17 protein-coding genes are annotated in these 22675 nt (G+C 70.4%); 10 read left to right on the top strand and 7 right to left on the bottom strand.

Annotated elements, in window-relative coordinates:
* The coding region (locus OEY_RS28425; protein WP_010594309.1) for a lipoprotein at positions 1–431 on the bottom strand (431 nt) is incomplete at its 3' end.
* A 91-nt stretch (positions 432–522) separates the two neighbouring features.
* Positions 523–1371, bottom strand: a complete 849-nt coding sequence (gene panB, locus OEY_RS0113090; RefSeq protein ID WP_010594310.1) for a 3-methyl-2-oxobutanoate hydroxymethyltransferase — start codon at positions 1369–1371, stop codon at positions 523–525.
* Between the two features lie 222 nt (positions 1372–1593).
* Between panB and OEY_RS0113095 the strand changes: the two genes are divergently transcribed.
* The 4 genes from OEY_RS0113095 to thiM all read left to right on the top strand — a co-directional run bounded on the left by OEY_RS0113095 (position 1594) and on the right by thiM (position 8576).
* Positions 1594–3126: an alpha/beta hydrolase gene (locus OEY_RS0113095; RefSeq protein ID WP_029540028.1), complete on the top strand. Its 1533-nt coding sequence runs from the start codon at positions 1594–1596 to the stop codon at positions 3124–3126.
* An 84-nt stretch (positions 3127–3210) separates the two neighbouring features.
* Positions 3211–4548, top strand: a complete 1338-nt coding sequence (locus tag OEY_RS0113100) for a glutamine synthetase family protein (protein ID WP_010594312.1) — start codon at positions 3211–3213, stop codon at positions 4546–4548.
* Positions 4549–4666: 118 nt separating this feature from the next.
* Complete coding sequence (locus OEY_RS0113105) at positions 4667–7678, top strand: bifunctional [glutamine synthetase] adenylyltransferase/[glutamine synthetase]-adenylyl-L-tyrosine phosphorylase (protein WP_010594313.1); 3012 nt, start codon at positions 4667–4669, stop codon at positions 7676–7678.
* 55 nt (positions 7679–7733) lie between these two features.
* A complete protein-coding gene (thiM, locus tag OEY_RS0113110; protein WP_010594314.1) occupies positions 7734–8576 on the top strand; it encodes a hydroxyethylthiazole kinase in 843 nt (280 codons plus the stop codon).
* Between the two features lie 19 nt (positions 8577–8595).
* On the opposite strand, the gene OEY_RS0113115 is transcribed toward thiM, so the two are convergent.
* Complete coding sequence (locus OEY_RS0113115; protein ID WP_010594315.1) at positions 8596–8916, bottom strand: PASTA domain-containing protein; 321 nt, start codon at positions 8914–8916, stop codon at positions 8596–8598.
* Between the two features lie 579 nt (positions 8917–9495).
* Here OEY_RS0113115 and OEY_RS0113120 point away from each other — a divergent pair.
* Together OEY_RS0113120 and OEY_RS0113125 are read left to right on the top strand one after the other, a co-directional pair.
* Complete coding sequence (locus OEY_RS0113120; RefSeq protein ID WP_010594316.1) at positions 9496–12957, top strand: indolepyruvate ferredoxin oxidoreductase family protein; 3462 nt, start codon at positions 9496–9498, stop codon at positions 12955–12957.
* Positions 12958–13058: 101 nt separating this feature from the next.
* A complete protein-coding gene (locus OEY_RS0113125; RefSeq protein ID WP_010594317.1) occupies positions 13059–14132 on the top strand; it encodes a Leu/Phe/Val dehydrogenase in 1074 nt (357 codons plus the stop codon).
* Positions 14133–14278: 146 nt separating this feature from the next.
* Here OEY_RS0113125 and OEY_RS0113130 read toward each other — a convergent pair whose 3' ends face one another.
* Positions 14279–14788 carry an Lrp/AsnC family transcriptional regulator gene (locus OEY_RS0113130; protein ID WP_010594318.1) on the bottom strand — a complete coding sequence of 170 codons (510 nt, stop codon included), beginning with the start codon at positions 14786–14788 and terminating at the stop codon, positions 14279–14281.
* Between the two features lie 216 nt (positions 14789–15004).
* Here OEY_RS0113130 and OEY_RS0113135 point away from each other — a divergent pair, with 216 nt between their 5' ends.
* The gene (locus OEY_RS0113135) at positions 15005–16546 is read left to right on the top strand and encodes an amino acid permease (RefSeq protein ID WP_010594319.1); all 1542 of its coding nucleotides are present in this window, start codon (positions 15005–15007) and stop codon (positions 16544–16546) included.
* Between the two features lie 124 nt (positions 16547–16670).
* Here the strand turns inward: OEY_RS0113135 and OEY_RS0113140 are convergent, their stop codons facing one another.
* Positions 16671–17285, bottom strand: coding sequence for a TetR/AcrR family transcriptional regulator (locus tag OEY_RS0113140; protein WP_010594320.1), 615 nt, complete (start codon positions 17283–17285; stop codon positions 16671–16673).
* 242 nt (positions 17286–17527) lie between these two features.
* On the opposite strand from OEY_RS0113140, the gene OEY_RS0113145 reads away from it, so the two are divergent.
* Positions 17528–18454: a metal-dependent hydrolase gene (locus OEY_RS0113145; RefSeq protein WP_010594321.1), complete on the top strand. Its 927-nt coding sequence runs from the start codon at positions 17528–17530 to the stop codon at positions 18452–18454.
* A gap of 12 nt (positions 18455–18466) precedes the next feature.
* Positions 18467–19612, top strand: coding sequence for a hypothetical protein (locus OEY_RS0113150; protein WP_010594322.1), 1146 nt, complete (start codon positions 18467–18469; stop codon positions 19610–19612).
* Positions 19613–19716: 104 nt separating this feature from the next.
* Here OEY_RS0113150 and glnA read toward each other — a convergent pair whose 3' ends face one another.
* Complete coding sequence (glnA, locus tag OEY_RS0113155) at positions 19717–21153, bottom strand: type I glutamate--ammonia ligase (RefSeq protein WP_010594323.1); 1437 nt, start codon at positions 21151–21153, stop codon at positions 19717–19719.
* A 212-nt stretch (positions 21154–21365) separates the two neighbouring features.
* Between glnA and OEY_RS0113160 the strand changes: the two genes are divergently transcribed.
* Positions 21366–21842: an RDD family protein gene (locus OEY_RS0113160; RefSeq protein WP_026137663.1), complete on the top strand. Its 477-nt coding sequence runs from the start codon at positions 21366–21368 to the stop codon at positions 21840–21842.
* A gap of 72 nt (positions 21843–21914) precedes the next feature.
* Here OEY_RS0113160 and OEY_RS0113165 read toward each other — a convergent pair whose 3' ends face one another.
* Complete coding sequence (locus tag OEY_RS0113165; protein WP_010594325.1) at positions 21915–22655, bottom strand: DUF4191 domain-containing protein; 741 nt, start codon at positions 22653–22655, stop codon at positions 21915–21917.
* Positions 22656–22675 lie beyond the last annotated feature (20 nt).

The raw sequence follows: 22675 nt of genomic DNA on the forward strand, positions 1-22675 counted from the left end.
AAGCCGACCAGGGCGGACGCGAGGGTCGGGATCTGCAGCGCCTCGAGTGCCTCGCCGCGCACCTCGGGGCACTGGGCGGAGGCGATCGCGTCGACCCGGTCACGGTCCCGGGCGAGCGCCAGCATGTCGATGCCGTTGCGGGCGGCCCACTCGCCGACCAGCAGGTTCAGACCGGGCTTGCTCATGGACGGGGTGTAGGTGCGCCAGCTCTGCAGCTGGGCCTCCATCTGCGAGCACAGCTCGGCGGCCTGGGGCTCCGTGACTCCACCCGGAAGCGTGCTCGGCTCCGACGTCGCGTCCGTCGTCGGCTGCGCCGACACGGAACTCGAGCCGCTGGGGGCGGGCTGGCCGCCGGACGCGCACCCGGCCAGGCCGGCGATCGTCGCACCGGCGACGGCAACGGCGAGCAGTGTGCGACGGGGACGAATCATCTGCGGTGCACCTCGTGGGTCGGTACGGCCCGGGCCTACGGGCGAGGGAACCTGCGGCCGGACCGGCCGCAGGTTCCCTCGCCCTGCCGGATCAGAAGGAATGCTCGGGACCGGGGAACGTCCCGGCCGCCACCTCTGCAGCATATTCGGCGGCCGCGCGGCGCAGTTCGTCGCCCACGCTGCCGAACTTCTTGACGAACTTCGCGGTCCTGCCGCTGGTGTATCCGGCCATGTCCTGCCACACGAGGACCTGGGCGTCGCACTCGTTTCCGGCACCGATCCCGACCGTGGGGATGGTCAGCTTGCGGGTGACCTGACCGGCGATGTCGGCGGGCACCATCTCCATGACCACGGAGAAGGCCCCGGCCTCCTGCACGGCGATGGCGTCGGCGACGAGCTGTTCGGCGCCGTCGCCGCGGCCCTGCACCCGGAAACCGCCGAGGCTGTTGACCGACTGCGGGGTGAAACCGACGTGCGCCTGGACGGGGATGCCGGCGGCGGTGATCGCGGCGATCTGCGCGGCGACCCGCTCGCCGCCCTCGAGCTTGACGGCGTGGGCGCCGCCTTCCTTCATGAAGCGGATGGCGGTGGCGAGGGCCTGCTCCGGCGATGCCTCGTAGGTGCCGAACGGCAGGTCGGCGATCACCAGTGCGTGCGGGGCGCCGCGCACCACGCCGCGTACGAGGGGGAGCATCTCGTCGACCGTGACCGGCACGGTCGTGTCGTAGCCGTAGACGACGTTCGCGGCGGAGTCGCCCACGAGCAGCACCGGGATGCCGGCCTCCTCGAAGATGCGGGCGCTCGAGTAGTCGTACGCCGTCAGCTCGGCCCAGCGCCGGCCCTCGGCCTTCATGGCCTGCAGGTGATGGACCCGCGTCTTGCGGCGAGGAGCGTCGGACGGAGTCGAGCCGCCGTAGAGGGCAGTCGTGGATTCGGACATCAGAGGTCCCTTTCTGCCTCGAGGCCCGTGCGGGTCCCCGGGTTGGGTGATGACGGTCTCAGTCTGCCACCGGCGTCATCCGGGCAGTAGCGGCACCGGCGGTGCGATTGGTCACATCCGCCGGTCGCGGCCGCAGGACCGGTCCCGAACCACCGAGCCGGCCGCGGTACCAGTCCCGAACCACCGAGCCGGCTGCGGTACCTCCCGTGGCACCATCGCTGGGTGTCGTCCCTTCCACTCCGCGCCGTCGCGGTGACCGCCGTGGCGCTGCTCGCCGCCGGATGCAGCACCACGACCGAGACCGCGCCGCCGCGGACGGCGCCGCTCGGCGCCCCGGCCGGCCTCGAGCAGTTCTACGGACAGCAGGTGCAGTGGGAGTCCTGCCGGGACTACGGCGCCGACGCCGGCTCGCTGCCGCGCGGCGTGCAGTGTGCGCGGATCACGGTGCCGCTGGACTACGACGACCCGGGCGGGGAGACGATCACCGTGGCGATCTCGCGTTCGCCCGCGTCGGGGCAGCGGATCGGCTCGCTGCTCGTCAACCCCGGCGGACCGGGTGCGTCCGGGCTCGGGCTGGCCACCGTCGCCGACGGCACCGAGCTGACCGACCGTTTCGACGTGATCGGCTTCGATCCCCGCGGCATCGGCGCCTCCGAGCCCGCGGTGCGCTGCCGCACCGACGCCGAGGCGGACGCCGACCGCGCGTTCGACGACGGCGACATGAGTCCCGAGGGCATCGCGCGCACGGAGCAGCGGCACCGCGACTACGCCGAGGCCTGCGCGCAACGCACCGGCACCGACCTGCTCGCCCACGTGGGCACCCGCGAAGTGGTGCGCGACATGGACGTGCTCCGTTCCGTCCTCGGCGACGAGAGACTCAATTACCTCGGCTTCTCGTACGGCACCCGGATCGGCACGCTCTATGCGGAGACCTTCCCCGACCGGGTGCGGACGATGGTGCTCGACGGTGCGCTCGATCCCGAGCAGGATCCCCTCGACGAGGTCCTGCTGCAGGCGGCCGGCTTCCAGACCGCGTTCGACGCGTTCGCGGCGGACTGCGCCCGCTACGACGACTGTGCGCTCGGCACCGACCCGGCTGCGGCGGTGGAGAAGTTCCGCGCTCTCGTGGATCCGTTGATCGCGGCGCCCGCGGACACCACGGATCCGCGGGGTCTGAGCCACCGGGACGCGGTCACCGGGGTGCAGCAGGGCCTGTACTCGCCGCGGCTGTGGGGTTCGCTGCGGGCGGGCCTCGCGGCGCTGACCGACGGCCGGGGCGACACGCTGTTGCTGCTCGCGGACCTGTACGAGGGACGCGGCGACGACGGCACCTACACCAACGCCACCGACGCGTTCAATGCGATCCGGTGCGTGGACGATCCGCCGGTGACGGACCCGGCCGTCGCGGCCGAGGCCGACCGGCTGTACCGGCAGGCGGCGCCGTTCCTCGACGACGGCCGCGCGAGCGGCGCCGCGCCGCGGGATCTGTGCGCCTTCTGGCCGGTGCCGCCCACCGGTGCGCCGCACACCCCGGACGTGCCGGGCCTGCCGACCGTGCTCGTCGTCTCCACCACCGGGGACCCCGCGACGCCGTACCAGGCGGGGGTGGACCTGGCCCGGCAACTCGGTGGCACGCTCGTCACCTTCACGGGTACCCAGCACACCGTCGTCCTGGACGGCGAGGACTGCGTCGACGACCCGGTGACCGGCTATTTCGTGACCGGGCAGGCGCCCGCCGCGGACCTGCGGTGCTGACCACCCGACGATGTGAGCGACACGCCGGAACCACAACCCGCGGATGTAACACGGATTTAACGCACTGTGCCTAGTCTCGGCCGTATGGATCGCCAGAAGGAGTTCGTGCTCCGCACCCTCGAAGAGCGCGACATTCGGTTCGTGCGCTTGTGGTTCACCGACGTCGTCGGAACCCTCAAGTCGGTGGCGATCGCCCCGGCCGAACTCGAAGGAGCCTTCGAGGAGGGCATCGGGTTCGACGGCTCGGCCATCGAGGGTTTCTCCCGCATCTCCGAGGCCGACATGGTCGCCCGCCCGGACGCCTCGACCTTCCAGGTGCTGCCGTGGGCCGACGGCAAGGGTCAGCAGTACTCGGCCCGCATGTTCTGCGACATCACCATGCCCGACGGCACCCCCAGCTGGGCCGACCCGCGACACGTGCTGCGTCGCCAGCTCAACAAGGCGTCCGACCTGGGCTTCAGCTGCTACGTGCATCCCGAGATCGAGTTCTTCCTCATCGAGAACGGTGAACCGGGGGCGCTGCCGGTGCCCGCCGACGACGGCGGCTACTTCGACCAGTCGGTGCACCGCTCGGCCCCGAACTTCCGCCGCCACGCCATCGACGCGCTCGAGTCGATGGGCATCTCCGTCGAGTTCAGCCACCACGAGACCGCACCCGGTCAGCAGGAGATCGACCTGCGGTACGCCGACGCGCTGTCCATGGCCGACAACGTGATGACCTTCCGCTACGTGGTCAAGGAGATCGCGATGTCGGAGGGCGTGCGCGCGACGTTCATGCCCAAGCCGTTCCGCGAGCACGCGGGCTCGGCCATGCACACCCACATGAGCCTGTTCGAGGGCGAGAACAACGCGTTCCACGATCCGGACGATCCGTTGCAGCTCTCGGCGACCGGCAAGGCGTTCATCGCCGGGGTGCTCGAGCACGCCAACGAGATCAGTGCCGTGACCAACCAGTGGGTCAACTCGTACAAGCGCATCGTGCACGGCGGCGAGGCGCCCACCGCAGCGTGCTGGGGCCCGTCCAACCGTTCCGCCCTGGTGCGGGTGCCGATGTACACGCCGAGCAAGGCGTCGTCGCGCCGGGTCGAGATCCGCACACCCGACTCGGCCTGCAACCCGTACCTGACGTTCGCGGTGCTGCTCGCCGCCGGCCTGCGCGGCATCGAGAAGGGCTACGAGCTCGGGCCCGAGGCCGAGGACGACGTGTGGGCGCTGACCTCCGCGGAACGGCGTGCGATGGGGTACCGCGAGCTGCCCACCGACCTCGACATCGCCCTGCGGGAGATGGAGAAGTCGGAACTGGTGGCCGAGGCACTCGGGGAGCATGTGTTCAACTTCTTCCTCCGCAACAAGTGGACGGAGTGGGAGAACTACCGCAGCCAGGTCACCCCGTACGAACTGGATCAGTATCTGGGCTTGTAACCCCTTGCCGGCCGCGGCCGCCCGGGGGAGTCGCCGCGGACCGGCCGGTTGACGACGACGAAGAGGTGAGGTCCGTGCCCACTCGGGCGGCAGTGTCCCGCGCCGGAACGACGCCACCATGGTGAGACCGCCGGCGGCGCGCTCGGCGATACCGAGCGCCGGGCGGCTCGGCCTGCTCGCTCCGACCGCGCCGGACGAGCTCCGGCAGCTCGGCTGGACCGGCACCGAGAGCACCGAACTGCTGTGGGCGCTCTCGCGCGCACCCGACGCGGACCTCGCGCTGCGGACCCTGGCCCGCCTGCACGACGCGCTCGGGGATGGCTGGGCGGAACTCGTCGCCGCGCTGCGCACCGACAAGGGACTGCGCGGGCGGCTGTTCGGCCTGTTCGGAGGCTCGTCCGCCCTCGGCGACCACATCGTCGCCCACCCGGAGCGGTGGCGTGATCTCGCCGGGGCGCTGCACCTGCCCGACCGGCGAACCCTCACCGAGCGGATGCTCGGCTGTGTCGACGCCGAGCCCGAGGCCGGGACGGGCGAGAACCGTCTGATCTACCGGGCGAAGATCACCGGTCCGGCCGCGGTGGCGGCTCTGCGCACCGGCTACCGCGATCAGTTGGCGCTGCTCGCGGCCGCCGATCTCGCCGCCGTCGTGGAGAACGAACCGGTCCTGCCGTACCTCGAGGTGGGCCAGCGGCTCGCGGATCTCGCCGATGCGGCCCTGACGGCGGCCCTGGCGGTGGCCGTCGCCAACGTCGTCACGGACGGTCCCTGCCCCGTCGACCTGGCCGTGATCGCGATGGGCAAGTGCGGGGCCCGCGAGCTCAACTATGTCAGCGACGTCGACGTCGTGTTCGTCGCCGAGCCGTCCGATGCCCGCGCCAGCCGCATCGCCGGGGAGATGATGCGGATCGGCACCTCGGCGTTCTTCGAGGTCGACGCCGCGCTGCGTCCCGAGGGCAAACGCGGCGAACTGGTCCGCACCCTGGACTCGCACGTCGCGTACTACCAGCGCTGGGCCAAGACCTGGGAGTTCCAGGCGCTGCTCAAGGCCCGGCCGATGACCGGCGACCTCGATCTCGGTCGCCGCTACGTCGAGGCACTCAGTCCGATGGTGTGGACGGCGTCCGAGCGGGATGCGTTCGTGCCCGAGGTGCAGGCGATGCGCCGGCGCGTCGAGGAGCTCGTGCCCGCCGAACTGCGCGAGCGCGAACTCAAGCTCGGCCGCGGCAGCCTGCGCGACGTCGAGTTCGCGGTCCAGCTGCTGCAGCTCGTGCACGGCCGCGCCGACGAGTCGCTCCGCGTGCCGAACACGGTGCAGGCGCTGTCCGCCCTCGCCGACGGGGGATACGTCGGGCGCGACGACGCCGCGAACCTGCGGGCCTCCTACGAGTTCCTGCGGTTGCTCGAGCACCGGCTGCAGCTGCAACGGCTCAAACGCACGCACACGCTGCCGCCCCCCGAGGACCGGGAGGCGATGCGCTGGCTCGCTCGCGCCGCGCACATGCGCCCCGACGGCCGGCACGACGCGCTCGGCGTGCTCGAGGCGGAGATCAAGCGCAACGCGGCCCGGGTACGCAAACTGCACGCGAAGCTGTTCTACCGCCCGCTGCTCGAGTCGGTCGCCCGGGTGGACAAGGAGGCGCTGCGGCTGTCGCCCGACGCCGCGGTCCGCCAGCTCGCCGCACTCGGCTACAGCGCACCGGAGAACGCCCTCGGCCACCTGACGGCGCTGTCCGGTGGCGCCTCGCGCAAGGCCCGCATCCAGGCGCTGCTGCTGCCCCAGCTGCTCGAGGCACTGGGGGAGACGAGCGACCCCGACGCCGGCCTGCTCGCCTACCGCCGCCTGTCGGAGGCGCTCGTCGACCGGGTGTGGTTCCTGCGGACGCTGCGCGACGAGCCGTCCGTCGCGGACCGGCTCATGACCGTGCTCGGTTCCTCCGCCTACGTGTCGAATCTGCTGGTTCGGGCCCCGGACGTCGTCCGGCTCTATGCGGACGGCGCCGGTGGTCCCCGGCTCCTCGAACCGCAGCCCGAGGAGGTTGCCAAGGCCATCGTCACCTCCTCGGCCCGCTACGGCACCCCCGACAGGGCCATCAACGCGGCCCGGTCGTTGCGCCGGGCCGAACTCGCCCGTATCGCCAGCGCCGACATTCTCGGAATGCTGGACGTACCGCAGGTGTGCCGCGCGCTGTCCGCCGTGTGGGCGGCCGTGCTCGAGGCTGCCCTGAGCGCCGTGATCAAGGCGTCCGAGCTGGAGGACGGGCCGGCTCCGGCACGGCTCGCGGTCATCGGCATGGGCCGCCTCGGCGGTGGCGAGCTGGGCTACGGATCCGACGCCGACGTGCTGTTCGTGTGCGAACCGACCGCCGGCGCCGACGAGACCGCCGCGGTGAAGTGGGCGAACCAGGTCGCCGAGCGGGTGCGCGCCCTGCTCGGTGCGCCGAGCACGGATCCGCCGCTCGAGGTCGACACCGGGCTGCGACCCGAGGGGCGCAGCGGCCCGATGGTGCGCACCCTCGCGTCCTACCAGGCGTACTACGCGCAGTGGGCGCAGACGTGGGAGGTGCAGGCACTGTTGCGGGCCGACGCGGTGGCCGGGGACGCCGACCTCGGGCTGCGCTTCCTGCACATGATCGACGCCACCCGGTACCCGGCCGGCGGGGTGTCGGACGACGCGGTGCGCGAGATCCGCCGGATGAAGGCTCGCGTCGACTCGGAACGGTTGCCGCGCGGCGCCGATCCCGCCACGCACACCAAGCTGGGCCGCGGCGGTCTGGCCGACATCGAATGGACCGTGCAGCTGCTGCAGCTGCAGCACGCTCACAACATCGAGTCGCTGCACAACACGTCGACGCTCGAGACGCTCGACGCGATCGGTGCCGCCGAACTGCTCAGCAGCGCGGACGTCGCACTGCTGCGCGACGCGTGGCTCACCGCCACCCGCGCCCGCAACGCGCTCGTGCTGGTGCGCGGCAAACGGACCGATCAGCTGCCCGGTCCGGGGAAGCTGCTCTCGGCGGTGGCGCAGGTCGCCGGCTGGCCGGGGGGTGACGCCTCCGAGTTTCTCGACCACTATCTGCGGGTCACCCGGCGTGCGCGGGCAGTCGTGGAACGTGTGTTCGGGACGTGAGATCCCGGATCCAGCTGCCGCACCCACGCGATTCGTATGTGAGAAAGGGAGATTCGTGACGACTTCGCGCCGTGTCCCGACGGTCGACGCCGTGGCCGGGGCGCTGGGGGAACTGCGGTCGCGGACGCCGGTGGTGCAGTCCCTGACGAACGTGGTCTCGGCGAACTTCGTGACCAACGTGCTTCTGGCGGCGGGCGCGAGCAATGCGCACATCGACAACGTGCACGAGGCCGGCGGATTCGCGCGGGCGGCCGACGGCGTCCTGATCAACGTCGGCACCCCCGACGATGCCACCGCGGAGGCGTTCCGTCTCGCGGCCCGCAGCGCTCACGAGGCCGGCACCCCGTGGGTCCTCGACCCGGTGGGCGTGGGGGGTCTGCCGTGGCGCAGCGACCTCGCCGCCGAACTGCTGGCGCACCGGCCGACGGCGATCCGCGGCAACGCCTCCGAGATCATCGCCCTGGCGGGCCTGCGGGGCGGGACCCGCGGCGTCGACAGTTCCGCCGACGCGGCGGCGGCGGTCCCGGCGGCGCTGGCCCTGCTCGATCGTGCCGAGGCCGTATCGGCTTCGGGCGCAATCGATCACCTCGTCGGCCGGGACGCCGGCGGGGCAGTGATCGGTGTGCGGGTCGGCGGCGGCAGTGCGATGCTGCAGCAGGTGACGGCCACGGGTTGTGCCCTCGGCGGTCTCGTCGCCGCATACCTCGCCGTCGCACCGACGCCGTTGATCGGGCTCGCCGCGGCCCACGTGCACGTCGCCGTCGCCGCGGAGATCGCCGAGGCGGCCGCCGCGGGCCCCGGCACGTTCGCCGTGGCCTATCTCGACGCCCTCTACACCGTGGACGCCGACACGCTCCGTGCCCGCGCGCAGGTCGAGATCTTCGAACCGCGCAGGTAGCTCGGCGACTCCGGATCTCTCAGCGGCAGACGACGACGAGACCCACGCCCAGCCACACCTGTCGTTCGACGCGATCGAACTCGTCGTCGTCGTGGTCGTACACGTAGTCGACCTCGGTGCGGTAGCCGCGATCTCGTTGTTCGGTGACGCGGCAGTCGCCGGACAGATTCCCGGCGCGGTTGGTGATCCTGTAGGGGATGCCTTCCGCGTCCAGGAGGGCGATCGCCTGCTGTTCGCTGAGGCCGACGACATCGGGCGCGGGTTGCGCTGCGGCGAGGCCGGAACCGAGAAGGAGGGTGGCGGCGGCCGCGCACAGCGCGGCCGGGAGGGTGGTGCGCATGACAACGTCCTTTCGGGAACGATGTCGCGATGGAGTGAATCCGGTGGGGGACATCCGTGCCGCCGGTGGTGGCGGGGGCGGCGTCCGTCAGATGTGGTCTATCGGCGCGATCCGGCGGTGGATCCGGGCGGCGAGCGCCCCCGCGGCGCGGACCGTGGTCCGGCCGTGGACGACGGTGCCCCGGCACGGCGGGGTGCGCAGACGTTCATCAGCAGTTCCCCAAGGCGCCCCGACCCGGAACCGGCCGGCGCCACTTCAGGGTACTCCCGGCTTCTGACAAATCCGGCAGAACTGGCGGACCTGCCGGAACGGGCCGCTGCGTGCGGCCCGCAGTCCGTCGGTCGGAACCGGACGGCGGAGCCCGTACCGGATCGGTCGGCGGGAGCGCGCGCCGGGCGAGGCGCCGACGGCTGATCACCGTGACCATCTGCCCGATGTGTCGCACGTCACAACTGAACAGAATGATCCGCTGAAAAGTTGTCTGTTGACTGATTCAATCAGCTGTGTCGATCATTGCTGAACCAGTTGATGTGACTCGAGCGACGTGCGCAGCACCTGTCGCAGCAAAGGAACAGTGCGATGACCGAAACCGTGGTCCGCGAAATCGAGCGTTCTCCCTACGATCTGGACGACCGGTACCGCTCCGGCTCGGGCACGGTGCTCCTCACCGGTGTCCAGGCGATCGCCCGCCAACTCGTCGAACAGCACGTGCGCGACATCCGCGACGGCCGCCGCGTGGCCACATTCGTCTCCGGGTATCCCGGCAGCCCGCTCGGCGGGCTCGACAAGCTGCTGCACGGCATGCCGAAGGTCCTCGCCGAGCACGACATCACCTTCGTGCCCGGATTCAACGAGGAACTCGCCGCAACCTCCGTATGGGGCAGTCAGGGCCAGCTGGGGGCGGGCACGCCCACCCACGACGGCGTGGTCGGCGTCTGGTACGGCAAGGGGCCCGGCCTGGACCGGGCCACCGACGCGCTGCGGCACGCGAACATGTACGGCGTGGACCCGAACGGCGGTGTCCTGCTGATGGTCGGCGACGACCCGGCGTCGAAGTCGTCGACCGTGCCCGCGGTGAGCGAACGGTCCCTCGCCGCCCTCGGGATCCCGGTCCTGTTTCCGCGCAACGCCGCCGAGATCGTCACGATGGGCCTGCACGGAGTCGCGCTGTCGCGCGCGTCCGGCTGCCTCGTCGCTCTCAAGGTCGTCGCAGACGTCGCCGACGGCGCGTGGTCCGTCGACGGTTCGGTTGCGGACCTGCGCATCACCGTTCCCGAGATCGAATGGGAGGGAAGGCCGTTCGTGTACCAGCAGCGCCCGATGGCGGCCCCGGGCGACAGCGTGATCGCCGAGGCGGACCTGTACGGGCCGCGCTGGGCGATGGTGCACGCGTACGGGAAGGCCAACGGCCTGGACGTCGTCGAGGTCGCCCCCCCGCACGCCCGGATCGGACTCGCCGCCACCGGTACCACGTTCGACGCGCTGCGACAGGCCCTGCTCGATCTCGGGGTGACCGACGCCGACCTGCACCGCGCCGGCATCCGGCTGCTGCGCATCGGAATGCCGTACCCGATCGGTCCCGACCTGGTACGCGAATTCGCTTCCGGTCTCGACCAGCTCGTCGTCGTCGAGGACAAGACCGCGTTCGTCGAAACCCAGATCCGGGAGATCCTCTACGGCACCGACCATCCGCCGCGCATCGTCGGCAAGAAGGACGCCGACGGCCGGCCGCTGATGCCCGTCGACGGCGAGCTCACCGCCGGACGGATCCGCGGTCCGCTGCGCCGGGTGCTGCGCGGACACGTCGACCTCGGACCTGCGCCGTTGCCCCAGTTGCCGCTGGAGGTGCTGTCTGCCAAGCGCGCCCCGTACTTCTGCAGCGGCTGCCCGCACAACCGCTCCACGGCCCTGCCGGACGGCTCGATCGGCGGCGGCGGCATCGGCTGTCACGCACTCGTCACCATGTCCGGCCGCGCCGACAGCGCCGTCACCGGCCTGACCCAGATGGGTGGCGAGGGCGCGCAGTGGATCGGGCAGGCACCGTTCACCGACATCGGCCACATGTTCCAGAATCTCGGCGACGGAACGTACTTCCACTCCGGTCAGCTCGCCGTGCAGGCGTGCGTCGCGGCCGGGGTGAACATCACCTTCAAGCTGCTCTACAACGACGTCGTCGCCATGACCGGCGCGCAGGACGCCGAGGGCGCACTGACCGTTCCTGCGCTCACCCGCAAACTCGCCACCGAGGGCGTGCGCAGGATCATCGTCTGCTCCGACGACCCGAAGCGGCACCGCAAGCGCTCCCTCGCCCGCGGCGTGCAGGTCTGGCACCGCGACCGGCTCGACGAAGCACAGCGCGTGCTGCGCGAGGTCCCCGGCGTCACCGTGCTCATCTACGACCAGCACTGCGCGGCCGACGCGCGCCGGCAACGCAAGCGCGGGACCCTGCCCGCCCGCACCACCCGGGTGGTGATCAACGAGGCGGTGTGCGAGGGCTGCGGCGACTGCGGCGTCAAGAGCAACTGCCTGTCGGTGCAGCCGGTCGACACCGAGTTCGGGTCGAAGACCCGAATCGACCAGACCTCCTGCAACACCGACTACTCGTGCCTCGACGGGGACTGCCCGTCGTTCGTGACGGTCGAGGCGTCGCCCGGCCGGAAGGCTCGGCGCCGCAGCGTCCCGACGCCGCCGGCCGTGCCCGACGTCGACGTCGACACCCCGGAGGGCACCCGCAACGTCTTCCTCGCCGGCATCGGCGGCACCGGCATCGTCACCGTCAACCAGGTGCTCGCGACCGCCGCGCTGCGCGCGGGCTTCGACGTCGAGTCCCTGGACCAGATCGGCATGAGCCAGAAGGCGGGCCCGGTGGTCTCGCACCTGCGGTTCGCCGCCGACGGCCTCGCACCGGGGAACCGGGTGACCACCGGCGGCGCGTCGTGCCTGCTGGCGCTGGACCTGCTGACCGCGGCGGATGCGAAGAACCTTGCCTACGCCGACCCGCACTCGACCGTCGCGGTCGCCTCGACGAGCCGCACCCCCACCGGGGACATGGTGTACGACAGGTCGATCCGGCACCCGGACGAGCAGCAGCTGCTCGCGCGGCTGGACGCGGTGACCCGTCGGCTGGCCTCGTTCGACGCCCTCGCCGCCGCGCAGGCACTCTTCGGTGACACCTCCGCCGCGAACTTCCTCGTCGTCGGCGCCGCCCACCAGCTCGGCGGACTGCAGATCCCCGCCGCGGCCGTCGAGGAAGCGATCGAGATCAACGGCGTGGCGGTCGCGGCGAACATCGCGGCGTTCCGGTGGGGGCGGGTGGCGGTCGCCGACCCGGACGCGTTCGCGGCCGCGACCGAACCGGCGCGGCCCGAGCGGAGAGCCACCGTCGTACCGGAACACCTGCTGGCCGGCACCACCTTCGACGGCGAGGTGCTGCGACTCGTGCGGGTGCGCGCCGCGTCACTGATCGACTTCCAGGGTGACCGTCTCGCCGCCCGGTACATCGAGCGGGTGCAGGCGGTGTGGGAGGCCGAACGCCGCGTCACCGCGCGCACGGACTTCAGCGCGGCCGTCGCGCGCGGACTGTTCAAGTTCACCGCCTACAAGGACGAGTACGAGGTCGCGCGGATGCTCGTCGACCCCGCCTTCCTCGACGAGGTGCAGTCCCAGGTGCCCGGCGGAGCGCAACTGACCTATCGGCTGCACCCGCCCGTGCTGCGCGCACTCGGTCGCACGAAGAAGGTCGGGTTCGGTCCGAAGTCGCACGTGGCGCTGCGGGTGCTGGCCAAGGGCCGCCGGCTGCGCGGCACCCGGCTCGATCCGTTCGGGTACGCCCACGTCCGCAGGGTCGAACGCGCCCTGCTCGAGCACTACACCGCGACGATCGACCGTCTCGCTGCCGAATTGGACATCGAGAACTACGACCGTGCGGTGCAGGTCGCGGAGCTGGCGGACGCGGTCCGCGGCTACGAGGACGTCAAGCTGCGCTCCGTCGAGCAGTACCGCACACGCCTCGCCGGCCTGGGCATCGACACCGACTTCTGATGCCACCGCCTTCCGATGTCACCGCCTTCCGATGTCACCGTCTTCCGATGTCACCGCCTTTTGACGTCACCGAATCGTCTCTGTCCGAAAGGAATCCACTCGTGACCGCCACCCTTCTCGACCACGCGCCGGCCGGAGTCTTCGACCGTTCCCGTCGCCTGTCCGACCGCCCGCACGAGCAGGTCGTCTTCTGTCAGGACGCCGCCACCGGCCTGCGCGCGATCGTCGCGATCCACTCCACCGCGCTCGGCCCCGCCCTCGGCGGCACCCGTTTCTACCCCTACGCCGACGAGGCCACCGCGCTCGAGGACGTGCTGCGCCTGTCGTGGGGCATGACCTACAAGGCCGCGGTCGCCGGGGTGAACCTCGGCGGCGGCAAGGCCGTCATCCTCGGTGACCCGGTCACGGACAAGAGCGACGCGCTGCTCGCCGCGTACGGGCGGTTCGTCGAGTCCCTCGGCGGTCGCTACGTCACGGCCGCCGACGTCGGCACCGCCGCCGGTGATCTGGACGTCGTCGGCCGGCACACCCGGCACGCGGTCGGACGCACCACCGCAGCCGGCGGATCCGGGGACAGCTCGCCGCTCACCGCGCTCGGAGTGTTCCGTGCGATGCGGGCCGGCGCCGAACATGTCTGGGGCACAGCATCTCTGGACGGACGCACCGTCGGTGTCGAGGGGCTCGGGAAGGTGGGCTACGAGCTGGTGCGGCTGCTCGTCGCCGACGGGGCCGACGTGATGGTCGCCGACGTGAACCCCGGGGCCGTGGCCCGGGTGGCCGCCGACTTCCCCGTCCGCATCGCGAGCAGCGTGGTCGACGCCCCGGTGGACGTGTACGCACCGTGTGCGCTCGGTGGGACGCTCACCACGTCGACCGGCAGCGCGCTCGGGGCGCGGCTGGTGTGCGGTGCCGCGAACAATCAGCTCGCCCGCCCCGAGGTCGAGGATCTGCTCCGCGACCGGGGCATCACCTGGGTGCCGGACTATGTCGCCAACGCCGGCGGCCTGATCCAGGTCGCCGGTGAGGTCGACGGCTCCGACCCGAGCGTCGTCCGGTCCAGGGTGGACGCAATCTTCGACCGCACCGCCGAGATCTTCGCGATGTCGCGAACCCTGGGCATCGGGCCCGGCGCGGCGGCGAACCGGCTCGCCGAGCAGCGCATCGACGCGGCCTGACGGACGCGGGCGGCGTACCGTCCCGGCCGGTCGCACGGCGAACAGGGGAGGCACCACGGTGCCTCCCCTCTCGCTCGTGCACCGGGTGCGGGCGCGACCCGGAAGCGGTTGTCCCCGAGCGCCGGTGGGCCGAACGGCCACGTCCCTCAGCGACGGTCGCTCGTCGGCACGGAGCGCCCGTGCCCGGAGTCGCGGGTGAGATGTTCGAGCAGGGGCTGCGTCCGGTACGCCACGGGCGTCGTCAGGGCCAGCGTGGTGGTGGTGTGGGCGACGCCCTCGATCGCGTGGATGCGTTCGAGTTGCAGGAGCAGGTCCTCCTGCGACTGTGCCGCCATCCGGATCAGCAAGTCCTCCCGGCCCGTCGTCGCGTGCACCTCGAGTACTTCGGGGAATCGTTCGAGCTCCGCGATGACGTGCCCCATCCGCGCCTGCACGAGTTCCGCGCCGATGAACGCCTGCAGCGGCAGGCCGAGCTTCGGCAGATCGACCACCGGGCGATATCCCGTCACGGCGCCCGACTCCTCGAGCTTCCGGATCCGCGACTGGACGGTGTTGCGGGCGACGCCGAGCTTCGCTGCCAGATCGACTATGCCGGCTCGCGGGTTGTGGGTGAGCTCGGCGAGGAGAGCCGCGTCGAGCCGATCGAAACTGAGCACGGTGACATCCTTTCAGTTGTGATGGGCGTCACATTTGAGCATCGTGCGTAGCTGTTGCCGAAGATGTTGACACGAAAAGTGACAGTGCCATGATTGCTGCACTGAATTGCTCACGCAATCCCTCTCTGCGGCACCACAATGCGTCGCCCATGAGGGCCGTGCCCCCGGTCGCCCACGAGGTCCGGCGGGCCCCCATCCCATCCCGAGGAGCACACCATGCCCGGAGTCGGCATCTGGCGCACCAAGTCCGTCGAACAGTCCATCGCGGACACCGACGAACCCGGTTCGCGGTTGCGGCGGCAGCTGACCGCCAAGGACCTGACCGTATTCGGCGTCGCCGTGGTGATCGGCGCCGGCATCTTCACCCTCACCGCGCGCACCGCGGGCAACGTCGCGGGCCCGTCGATCTCGCTGGCCTTCGTGCTCGCCGCGATCACGTGCGGCCTCGCGGCCCTGTGCTACGCGGAGTTCGCGTCGACCGTCCCCGTCGCCGGAAGCGCCTACACCTTCTCGTACGCGACCTTCGGTGAGTTCGCCGCCTGGATCATCGGCTGGGACCTCATCCTCGAGTTCGCGCTCGCCTCCGCCGTCGTCGCCAAGGGCTGGTCGCTGTATCTCGGCGGCATGCTCGGCGGCACCGCACACACCACGATGCACCTCGGGCCGCTCGCGGTCGACTGGGGCGCGTTGCTCATCGTCGGCGCGATCACGGTCGTGCTCGCCGTCGGCACCAAGATGTCCTCGCGTGTGTCGGCCGTCGTCACCGCCGTCAAGGTCGCCGTCGTCGTGCTGGTCATCGCGGTCGGCGTCTTCTACATCGACAAGAGCAACTACTCGCCCTACATTCCGCCGGCGGAGGGCGCGCAGGGCACCGCGAGCGGCGTGCACCAGTCGCTGTTCTCGGCGCTCACCGGGGCCGACGGCAGCAGTTACGGGTGGTACGGCCTGCTCGCCGCCGCGAGCCTGGTGTTCTTCGCCTTCATCGGCTTCGACGTGGTCGCCACCACCGCGGAGGAGACGAAGAACCCGCAGAAGTCGCTGCCGCGCGGCATCTTCGCCTCGCTCGCCATCGTCACGGTCCTCTACGTCGGCGTGACGCTGGTGCTGACCGGCATGGTGAAGTACACCGACCTGCGGACGGGCAGCGCACTCGTCGGCGACGGCAGTGCCACCCTGGCCACCGCGTTCGAGGCTCACGGCATCACGTGGGCGCAGACGGCGATCAACATCGGCGGCCTCGCCGGCCTCACCACCGTCGTGATGGTGATGATGCTCGGCCAGACCCGCGTGCTGTTCGCGATGTCCCGGGACGGGCTGATGCCGCGGCGGCTGGCCACGACGGGCCGCAAGGGCACCCCGGTACGCATCACCCTGCTGGTCGGCAGCATCGTTGCCGTCCTCGCCGCGGTGTTCCCGATGGGTGTGCTCGAGGAGATGGTCAACATCGGCACCCTGTTCGCCTTCGTGCTGGTGTGCATCGGTGTGATGGTGCTCCGCCGCACCCGCCCCGACCTGCCGCGTGGGTTCCGGGTTCCGCTCGTGCCCCTGGTGCCGATTCTCGCGGTCCTCGCGTGCGGCTGGCTGATGCTCAACCTGTCCGTCGAGACGTGGCTGCGGTTCGGGGCCTGGATGGCCCTGGGCGTGGTGGTCTACGCCGTCTACGGCCGCCGCACGTCGGTGCTCGGGCAGCGACTCCGGGCCGAGGCGGCCCGGCGGGCCGAGGCCTCGCACGCCGCCCGCGAGCCCCAGCCGGTGTAGCGCGGCCCACGGACCCGGCCCCGCGGCGACCGCTGCGGGGCCGCGACCGTGCGACGGGTCGACGCCCCGGCGGCCACCCCGGGGCCCGCCCGGCCGGGCGGATCCCGTCACCTGGTCGCGGTCGTCAGCGGGGGAGGTCGCGCTGTGCGAGGATCGCGGGTCCCATCCAGCGTCGGAGGTATCGCCGCAGGTCGTCGTCGCTCCGCGGGGGATCGTCGGGGGAGACGAAGAAGGACTGCATCGTGCGCAGCACGTACTCGACGAGCTCGCGCAGGGCCACCTCGTCGTATCCGTAGCGCGCCCAATCGACGTCGAAGCGCTCGATCATCGTCATCCCGAATTCCTGCGCCTCGTCGGACGTGAGGCCGTCGGGACGGACGTTCGAATACGTGCCGGTGAGCAGGAGGCCCAGATGTGGCGTGCGCCGAACCTCGGAGAGGGTGTAGACGACGCCTTCCGTCATCGCGTCCACGGGGTCCGCGAGGCCGTCGATGTGCCGGGCGAGGCGATCGAGGAATCCGTCGACCGACGCGATCGCCGCGGCCCGCATCAGCGCATCCGCGCTGGGGAAGTAGCGGTAGACCGTCTGGCGGATGACACCCAGCGATTCCGCGACCTCGGCCAGGCTGATGACGGAACCCGTCCGGCCGATCAGATCGACTGCGGCGGAAACGATTCGGCGAGACGCTTCGTCGTCGTTCTCCGGGGGGCTGCCGCCCCAACCGCGTCGTCGTGCCACTGCTCGCTTCCTCGGATCGGGCCGCATCGGGACCGGCGGATCCCCCTCGGCGGGGTCCTGTCGACCGTCCGCTCGAACGACCGACGGTAGCACGGGGGCGGATCCTCGCCCGCGCCACCGACCGTGTAACGCGTTCTCATCATACGTAGGCTGCGTTATATGTATGATCGCTGCGCCGGGGCTTCGGAGCCGTCGCGGGGCCGCCGGACCAGCCCATTCCCGCAAGACGAGGTGCAACGCCCGTGACCGACCTGCAGATCCGAAAAATGAACTTCGCGTTCGAGGAAGACGACGTGCCGTTCCTGTGGAACGAGGAGAACCCGGCCTTCTCGAGCATGGCGAACGCGGTCTCGTTCCTGGCGATCGGCTTCGAGAAGATGATCGTGAAGATGATCCTCCAAGCCAAGCCGCTGATCACCGACCCCGACGTCGCCGCGGAGGCGGACGCGTTCATGCGTCAGGAAGGCCAGCACTCGACCGCACACCGGCAGCATGTCAAGGCCCTGATCGTGCGGTACCCCGGGCTCCGGGAAACCCTCGACGCCGTCATCGGGGAATTCGACCGGCTCACCGCACAGACGTCGCTGAACTACCGGCTCGCCTACACCGCAGATCTCGAAGCAACCTTCACGCCGGTGTTCAAGTTGATGCTCGACAACGAGGCCACCCTGTTCCGGCCCGGCGACGACCGGGTGGCGTCGCTGTTCATCTGGCACTTCGTCGAGGAGGTCGAACACCGGAGTTCGGCGCTCGTCGTCTTCGACTCCGTCGTCGGCTCCGACATCTACCGGATGCGCGTGGCCCCCTCGGTCTTCCGTCATGTGCTGCACGTCATCCGGCTCGCCTGCCAGGGCTTCAACGACCATGTTCCGTTGGAGGATCGCAGGATCGACGCGCTGTCGATGTTCGCGTCGTACCGGCGCGCCCAGCGCCTGCGCAGGTGGTTGCCCCTCCTGCGCGCGCAGGACCACGGCCCGATGCCACGCGCCTTCGACGATCTGCCGCTCGCCGAGCAACTCGTCGCGCTGGCGGGAGTGGTGCGCAGCCAGTTGCCGAAGCACGATCCGACCCACGAGAAGTTGCCGGCACTCGCGGACGTGTGGTTCCGGCGCTACGAGGACGGCTACGACGTCACGCGCTGGTACACCGCCGACGCGGTCGCATCGTAGGGAGCCGCCTCGATGACCGACCTGTGCTCACCCACCTTCGCCGAACTCGCCGCGTCCCTGGGCTTCTCGTGCCAGGAGGCCGGTGGCCTCGTCGAGGTCCGCAACCCCTCGGCCCTGGAGAACTGGACCCTGCCCGTTCTCGAGGTCACCATCGTGCTCGGCGCGGTGCTCGCGCTCGTGCTCGCCGTCGTGCGCCTGCGCCGCCACGGCGACCCCACCACTCTGGTGCTCTGGTTCGGTGCCACCGCCTACCTGTTCGTCATCGAACCTCCGCTGTACTTCCCGGCTGCCTTCGGCATCGAGGAGCACGTGGACACGATGTTCGCCCACAACGTGTTCACCGTGGAATTCCTGTGGGGCCGGCTCCCGCTGTACATCGTCGCGATCTACCCGCTGATGGCCACGCTGGCGTTCGAGATCGTCAGAATGCTGGGGGTGTTCCGCCGCCACGGAGTTCTCGTCGGGGCCGTGTGCGTGGGATTCGTGCACCACGCGTTCTACGAGATCTTCGACCATCTCGGACCCCAGGTGCGCTGGTGGCACTGGGCGGTGACGAATCCGATCAACCAACCCCTGTTCGATGCGGTCCCGCTCCCGAGCGTGGTGGTGTTCGCCGCGCTCTGGCCGATGTCGCTGGCGCTGTGCGTGCAGTTCTTCGTCGGTCGCCACGTCGACCGCGGCCGACACTTCTCCGGTCTCGAGCTGGTGTGGCGCACCGTCGTGATCGGCCTGCTGGCGTCACTGGGCACGTTCGTTCTCCCGCTCCCGGCGACCGTCCTGGGCATGGGCAGTACCACGGTCCGGGCGGTGGTCTACGCGGTGGAACTGGCCGTCGTCACCGTCGTCGGGGTCGTGGTGCTCGTTCGCCGCTGGGTGTGCCTGCGACGGGGCGAGCCGGCGGTTCCCGCGTACACGAACCGATTCGTCCAGGTCTACAGCGTGGTGTATCTCGTCGTCATGGCGTTCCTGTGGGTCACCGCGCTGCCGGAGTTCTTCCGTGCCGTCGACGGCGTGACGAGCACCGGCGACCCGGTGGGCAACCTGTGGTACGCGCTGGCGTGCTTCGTCGTCGCGGCACTGTGCGTGGCCGCCACGCTCACCGTGCCGCAGGGCACGAGCGACACCACGCCCGCCCACGCGCGGGCGCCTGCCGCATAGCGGATCCGCGTACCCCGCAGGTACGAGGGGCCGCAGACACGAGTCCACCCGCCTCGCGGAACGCAAGGCGGGTGGACTCGTGACGAACGACGTGCGGAATCGACTCAGCAGTCGTAGTACAGCTGGAACTCGTACGGGTGCGGCCGCAGGTTGACCGGGGCGATCTCCTGCTCGCGCTTGAGCGAGATCCAGGTCTCGATCAGGTCGGAGGTGAACACGCCGCCCTCGGTGAGGTACTCGTGGTCGCGCTCGAGGTTGTCGATCACGGTCGCGAGGCTGGTCGGGGCCTGCGGGATGTTCCGGGCCTCCTCCGGCGGGAGCTCGTAGAGGTCCTTGTCGACCGGCGCCATCGGCTCGATCTTGTTCTTGATGCCGTCCAGACCGGCGAGCATCTGCGCCGCGAACGACAGGTACGGGTTGCCCGAGGCGTCCGGCGCGCGGAACTCGAGGCGCTTGGCCTTCGGGTTGTTGCCGGTGATCGGGATGCGGACCGCGGCGGAGCGGTTGCGCTGGCTGTAGACCAGGTTGATCGGGGCCTCGTAGCCGGGCACGAGGCGGTGGTACGAGTTGATCGTGGGGTTGGTGAACGCCAGCAGCGACGGCGCGTGGTGCAGGATGCCGCCGATGTACCAGCGCGCGAGGTCCGACAGGCCCGCGTAACCGGCCTCGTCGTGGAACAGCGGCTTGCCTTCCTTCCACAGCGACTGGTGCACGTGCATGCCCGAGCCGTTGTCGCCGAACAGCGGCTTCGGCATGAAGGTCACCGACTTGCCGTGCTTCCACGCGGTGTTCTTGACGATGTACTTGAACAGCTGCAGGTCGTCGGCCGCGCCGAGCAGGGTGTTGAACTTGTAGTTGATCTCGGCCTGACCGGCGGTACCGACCTCGTGGTGGCCGCGCTCGAGTTCGAAGCCGGCGTTCTGCAGGTTGGTGGAGATCTCGTCGCGCAGGTCCACATAGTGGTCGTACGGCGCGACGGGGAAGTAGCCGCCCTTGGGGCGGACCTTGTAGCCGAGGTTCGGCGAGCCGTCGGCGTTGGCCTCGACGCCGGTGTTCCACGCGCCGGAGACCGAGTCGATCTCGTAGAACGCGCCGTTCATCTGCGAGTCGTAGCGGATCGAGTCGAAGATGTAGAACTCGGCCTCGGCACCGAAGAACGCGGTGTCGGCGATGCCGGTGCTGGCCAGGTACTCCTCGGCCTTACGGGCGACGTTGCGCGGGTCGCGGCTGTAGGACTCGCGAGTGAACGGGTCGTGGACGAAGAAGTTGACGTTGAGCGTCTTGGCGGCGCGGAAGGGGTCGATGCGCGCGGTGGTCACGTCCGGCAGCAGCATCATGTCCGACTCGTGGATGGACTGGAAGCCGCGGACGGAGGAACCGTCGAACGCCAGGCCGTCCTCGAACACGTCCTTGGTGAACGCAGCCGCGGGGATCGAGAAGTGCTGCTGGATGCCGGGGAGGTCGCTGAACCGGACATCGACGTACTCGACGTTTTCGTCCTCGATGTACTTGATGACCTCTTCGGCCGAGGTGAACGCCACGCTTGTGCTCCTTCAGTCAATGCGCGCCATGGGGATGGGGCGTCTGCGTCGGATACAGACCGTATTGAGCTGGTGTTGCCCGACCATCAATCCCATGTTTCACCGATGTTACAGCTCGTCTTCCGGTGTCGTGAGGACTGCATTTGTGGTAGAAGTCACCGGCGGGCACGTGGGTCGGGCCGGTCCGTCCGTTGCACCCTATCCTGGACACCATGGCACGCATGACCGGCAGCTGGCTCTCCGGACCCGCTGCGGCGATCCCCAAGGGGCAGGATAAGGCCCAGGACTACCGCGGGCAGCTGCTCGGACTACCCGCGAGCGGGCGCGGTGCGCTCGCCGGTACCGGCCGGCGCGCGAGCGCGCTGGCGATCGACTGGCTCACCTCCGTCGGCATCGCAACCGCGATCGTGGGGGAGCGGCCCTTCGAGAATCCCCAGCTGTCCACCTACACCCTGCTCGTGTGGTTCGTGGTCGGGGTGCTCACGGTGACGCTGTTCTCGTTCACGCCGGGCCAGTATCTGGTCGGCCTGCAGGTCGCCCGGGTCGACGCGCCGGTGCGGGTGGGACTGATTCGCGCCCTGGCGCGGCAGCTGCTGCTCGTGTTCATCGCGCCGGCCGTCGTCACCGACGTCGACGGCCGCGGCCTGCAGGACCGGGCGACCGGCACGGCGCTCGTGCGGTCCCGCTGACGCGTCCGTCCCCGAAACGTCGAACGGGAGCCTGCACCGGGTAGGTGCAGGCTCCCGTCGTCGGGACGGACCTCAGCGCCGGCGCATGGTGCGCTGCACGCTGCGCATCTTCGCACCGGCGGGCATCGGACCCTTCGGGAGCGCGGCGCCGGACTTCTTCGTGCTCAGGGCGGCCAGCCGGCCCTCGATCGCGTCCATCCGCTTGGTGTCGATGTTGCGCGGCAGTTTCGACAGGTGCTTCTGCAGCTGTGACAGCGGGACCTGACCCTCGTCGTTGCCGACCACGATGTCGTAGATCGGCGTGTCGCCCACGAGGCGCGCGACTCGCTTCTTCTCCTGTGCGAGAAGGGCTTTCACGCGCTGCGGGGCTCCCTCGGCCACCAGGATCACGCCCGGGCGGCCGATGACGCGGTGCACGGCGTCGAGTTGCGTGGTGCCGGCCACCGCATGCGTGACGCGCCAGGAGCCCTGCAGGTTGTCCAGCGCCCACGCCGCCGCACCGGCCTGGCCCTCGGCCTTGCCGTACACCGTCTTCTGCACCCGGCGACCGAAGATGACGAACGCGAGCAGCACGCCCACGAGCAGGCCGACCGGCAGAAGGAACCACTCGATACCGAAGATCAGCCCGATCAGGAAGAACACCAGGGTGGAGACGACGATCGCACCGATCATCCACGGCAGCAGCAGCTTGTCTTCCTTGCGCTGCAGCTGGAACGCCTGCCAGAGCTGGGTTCGCCGCTCCTTCGACGCCTGCTTGCGCGCGGCCTTCGCTGCGGCCTTCGCTTCCTTGTCGGGTTTGCTGCCTCTCGCCATAGCACCCAGGATACTTTCCC

Source organism: Rhodococcus sp. P14 (assembly GCF_000256505.1).
Taxonomy (GTDB): domain Bacteria; phylum Actinomycetota; class Actinomycetes; order Mycobacteriales; family Mycobacteriaceae; genus Rhodococcus; species Rhodococcus ruber.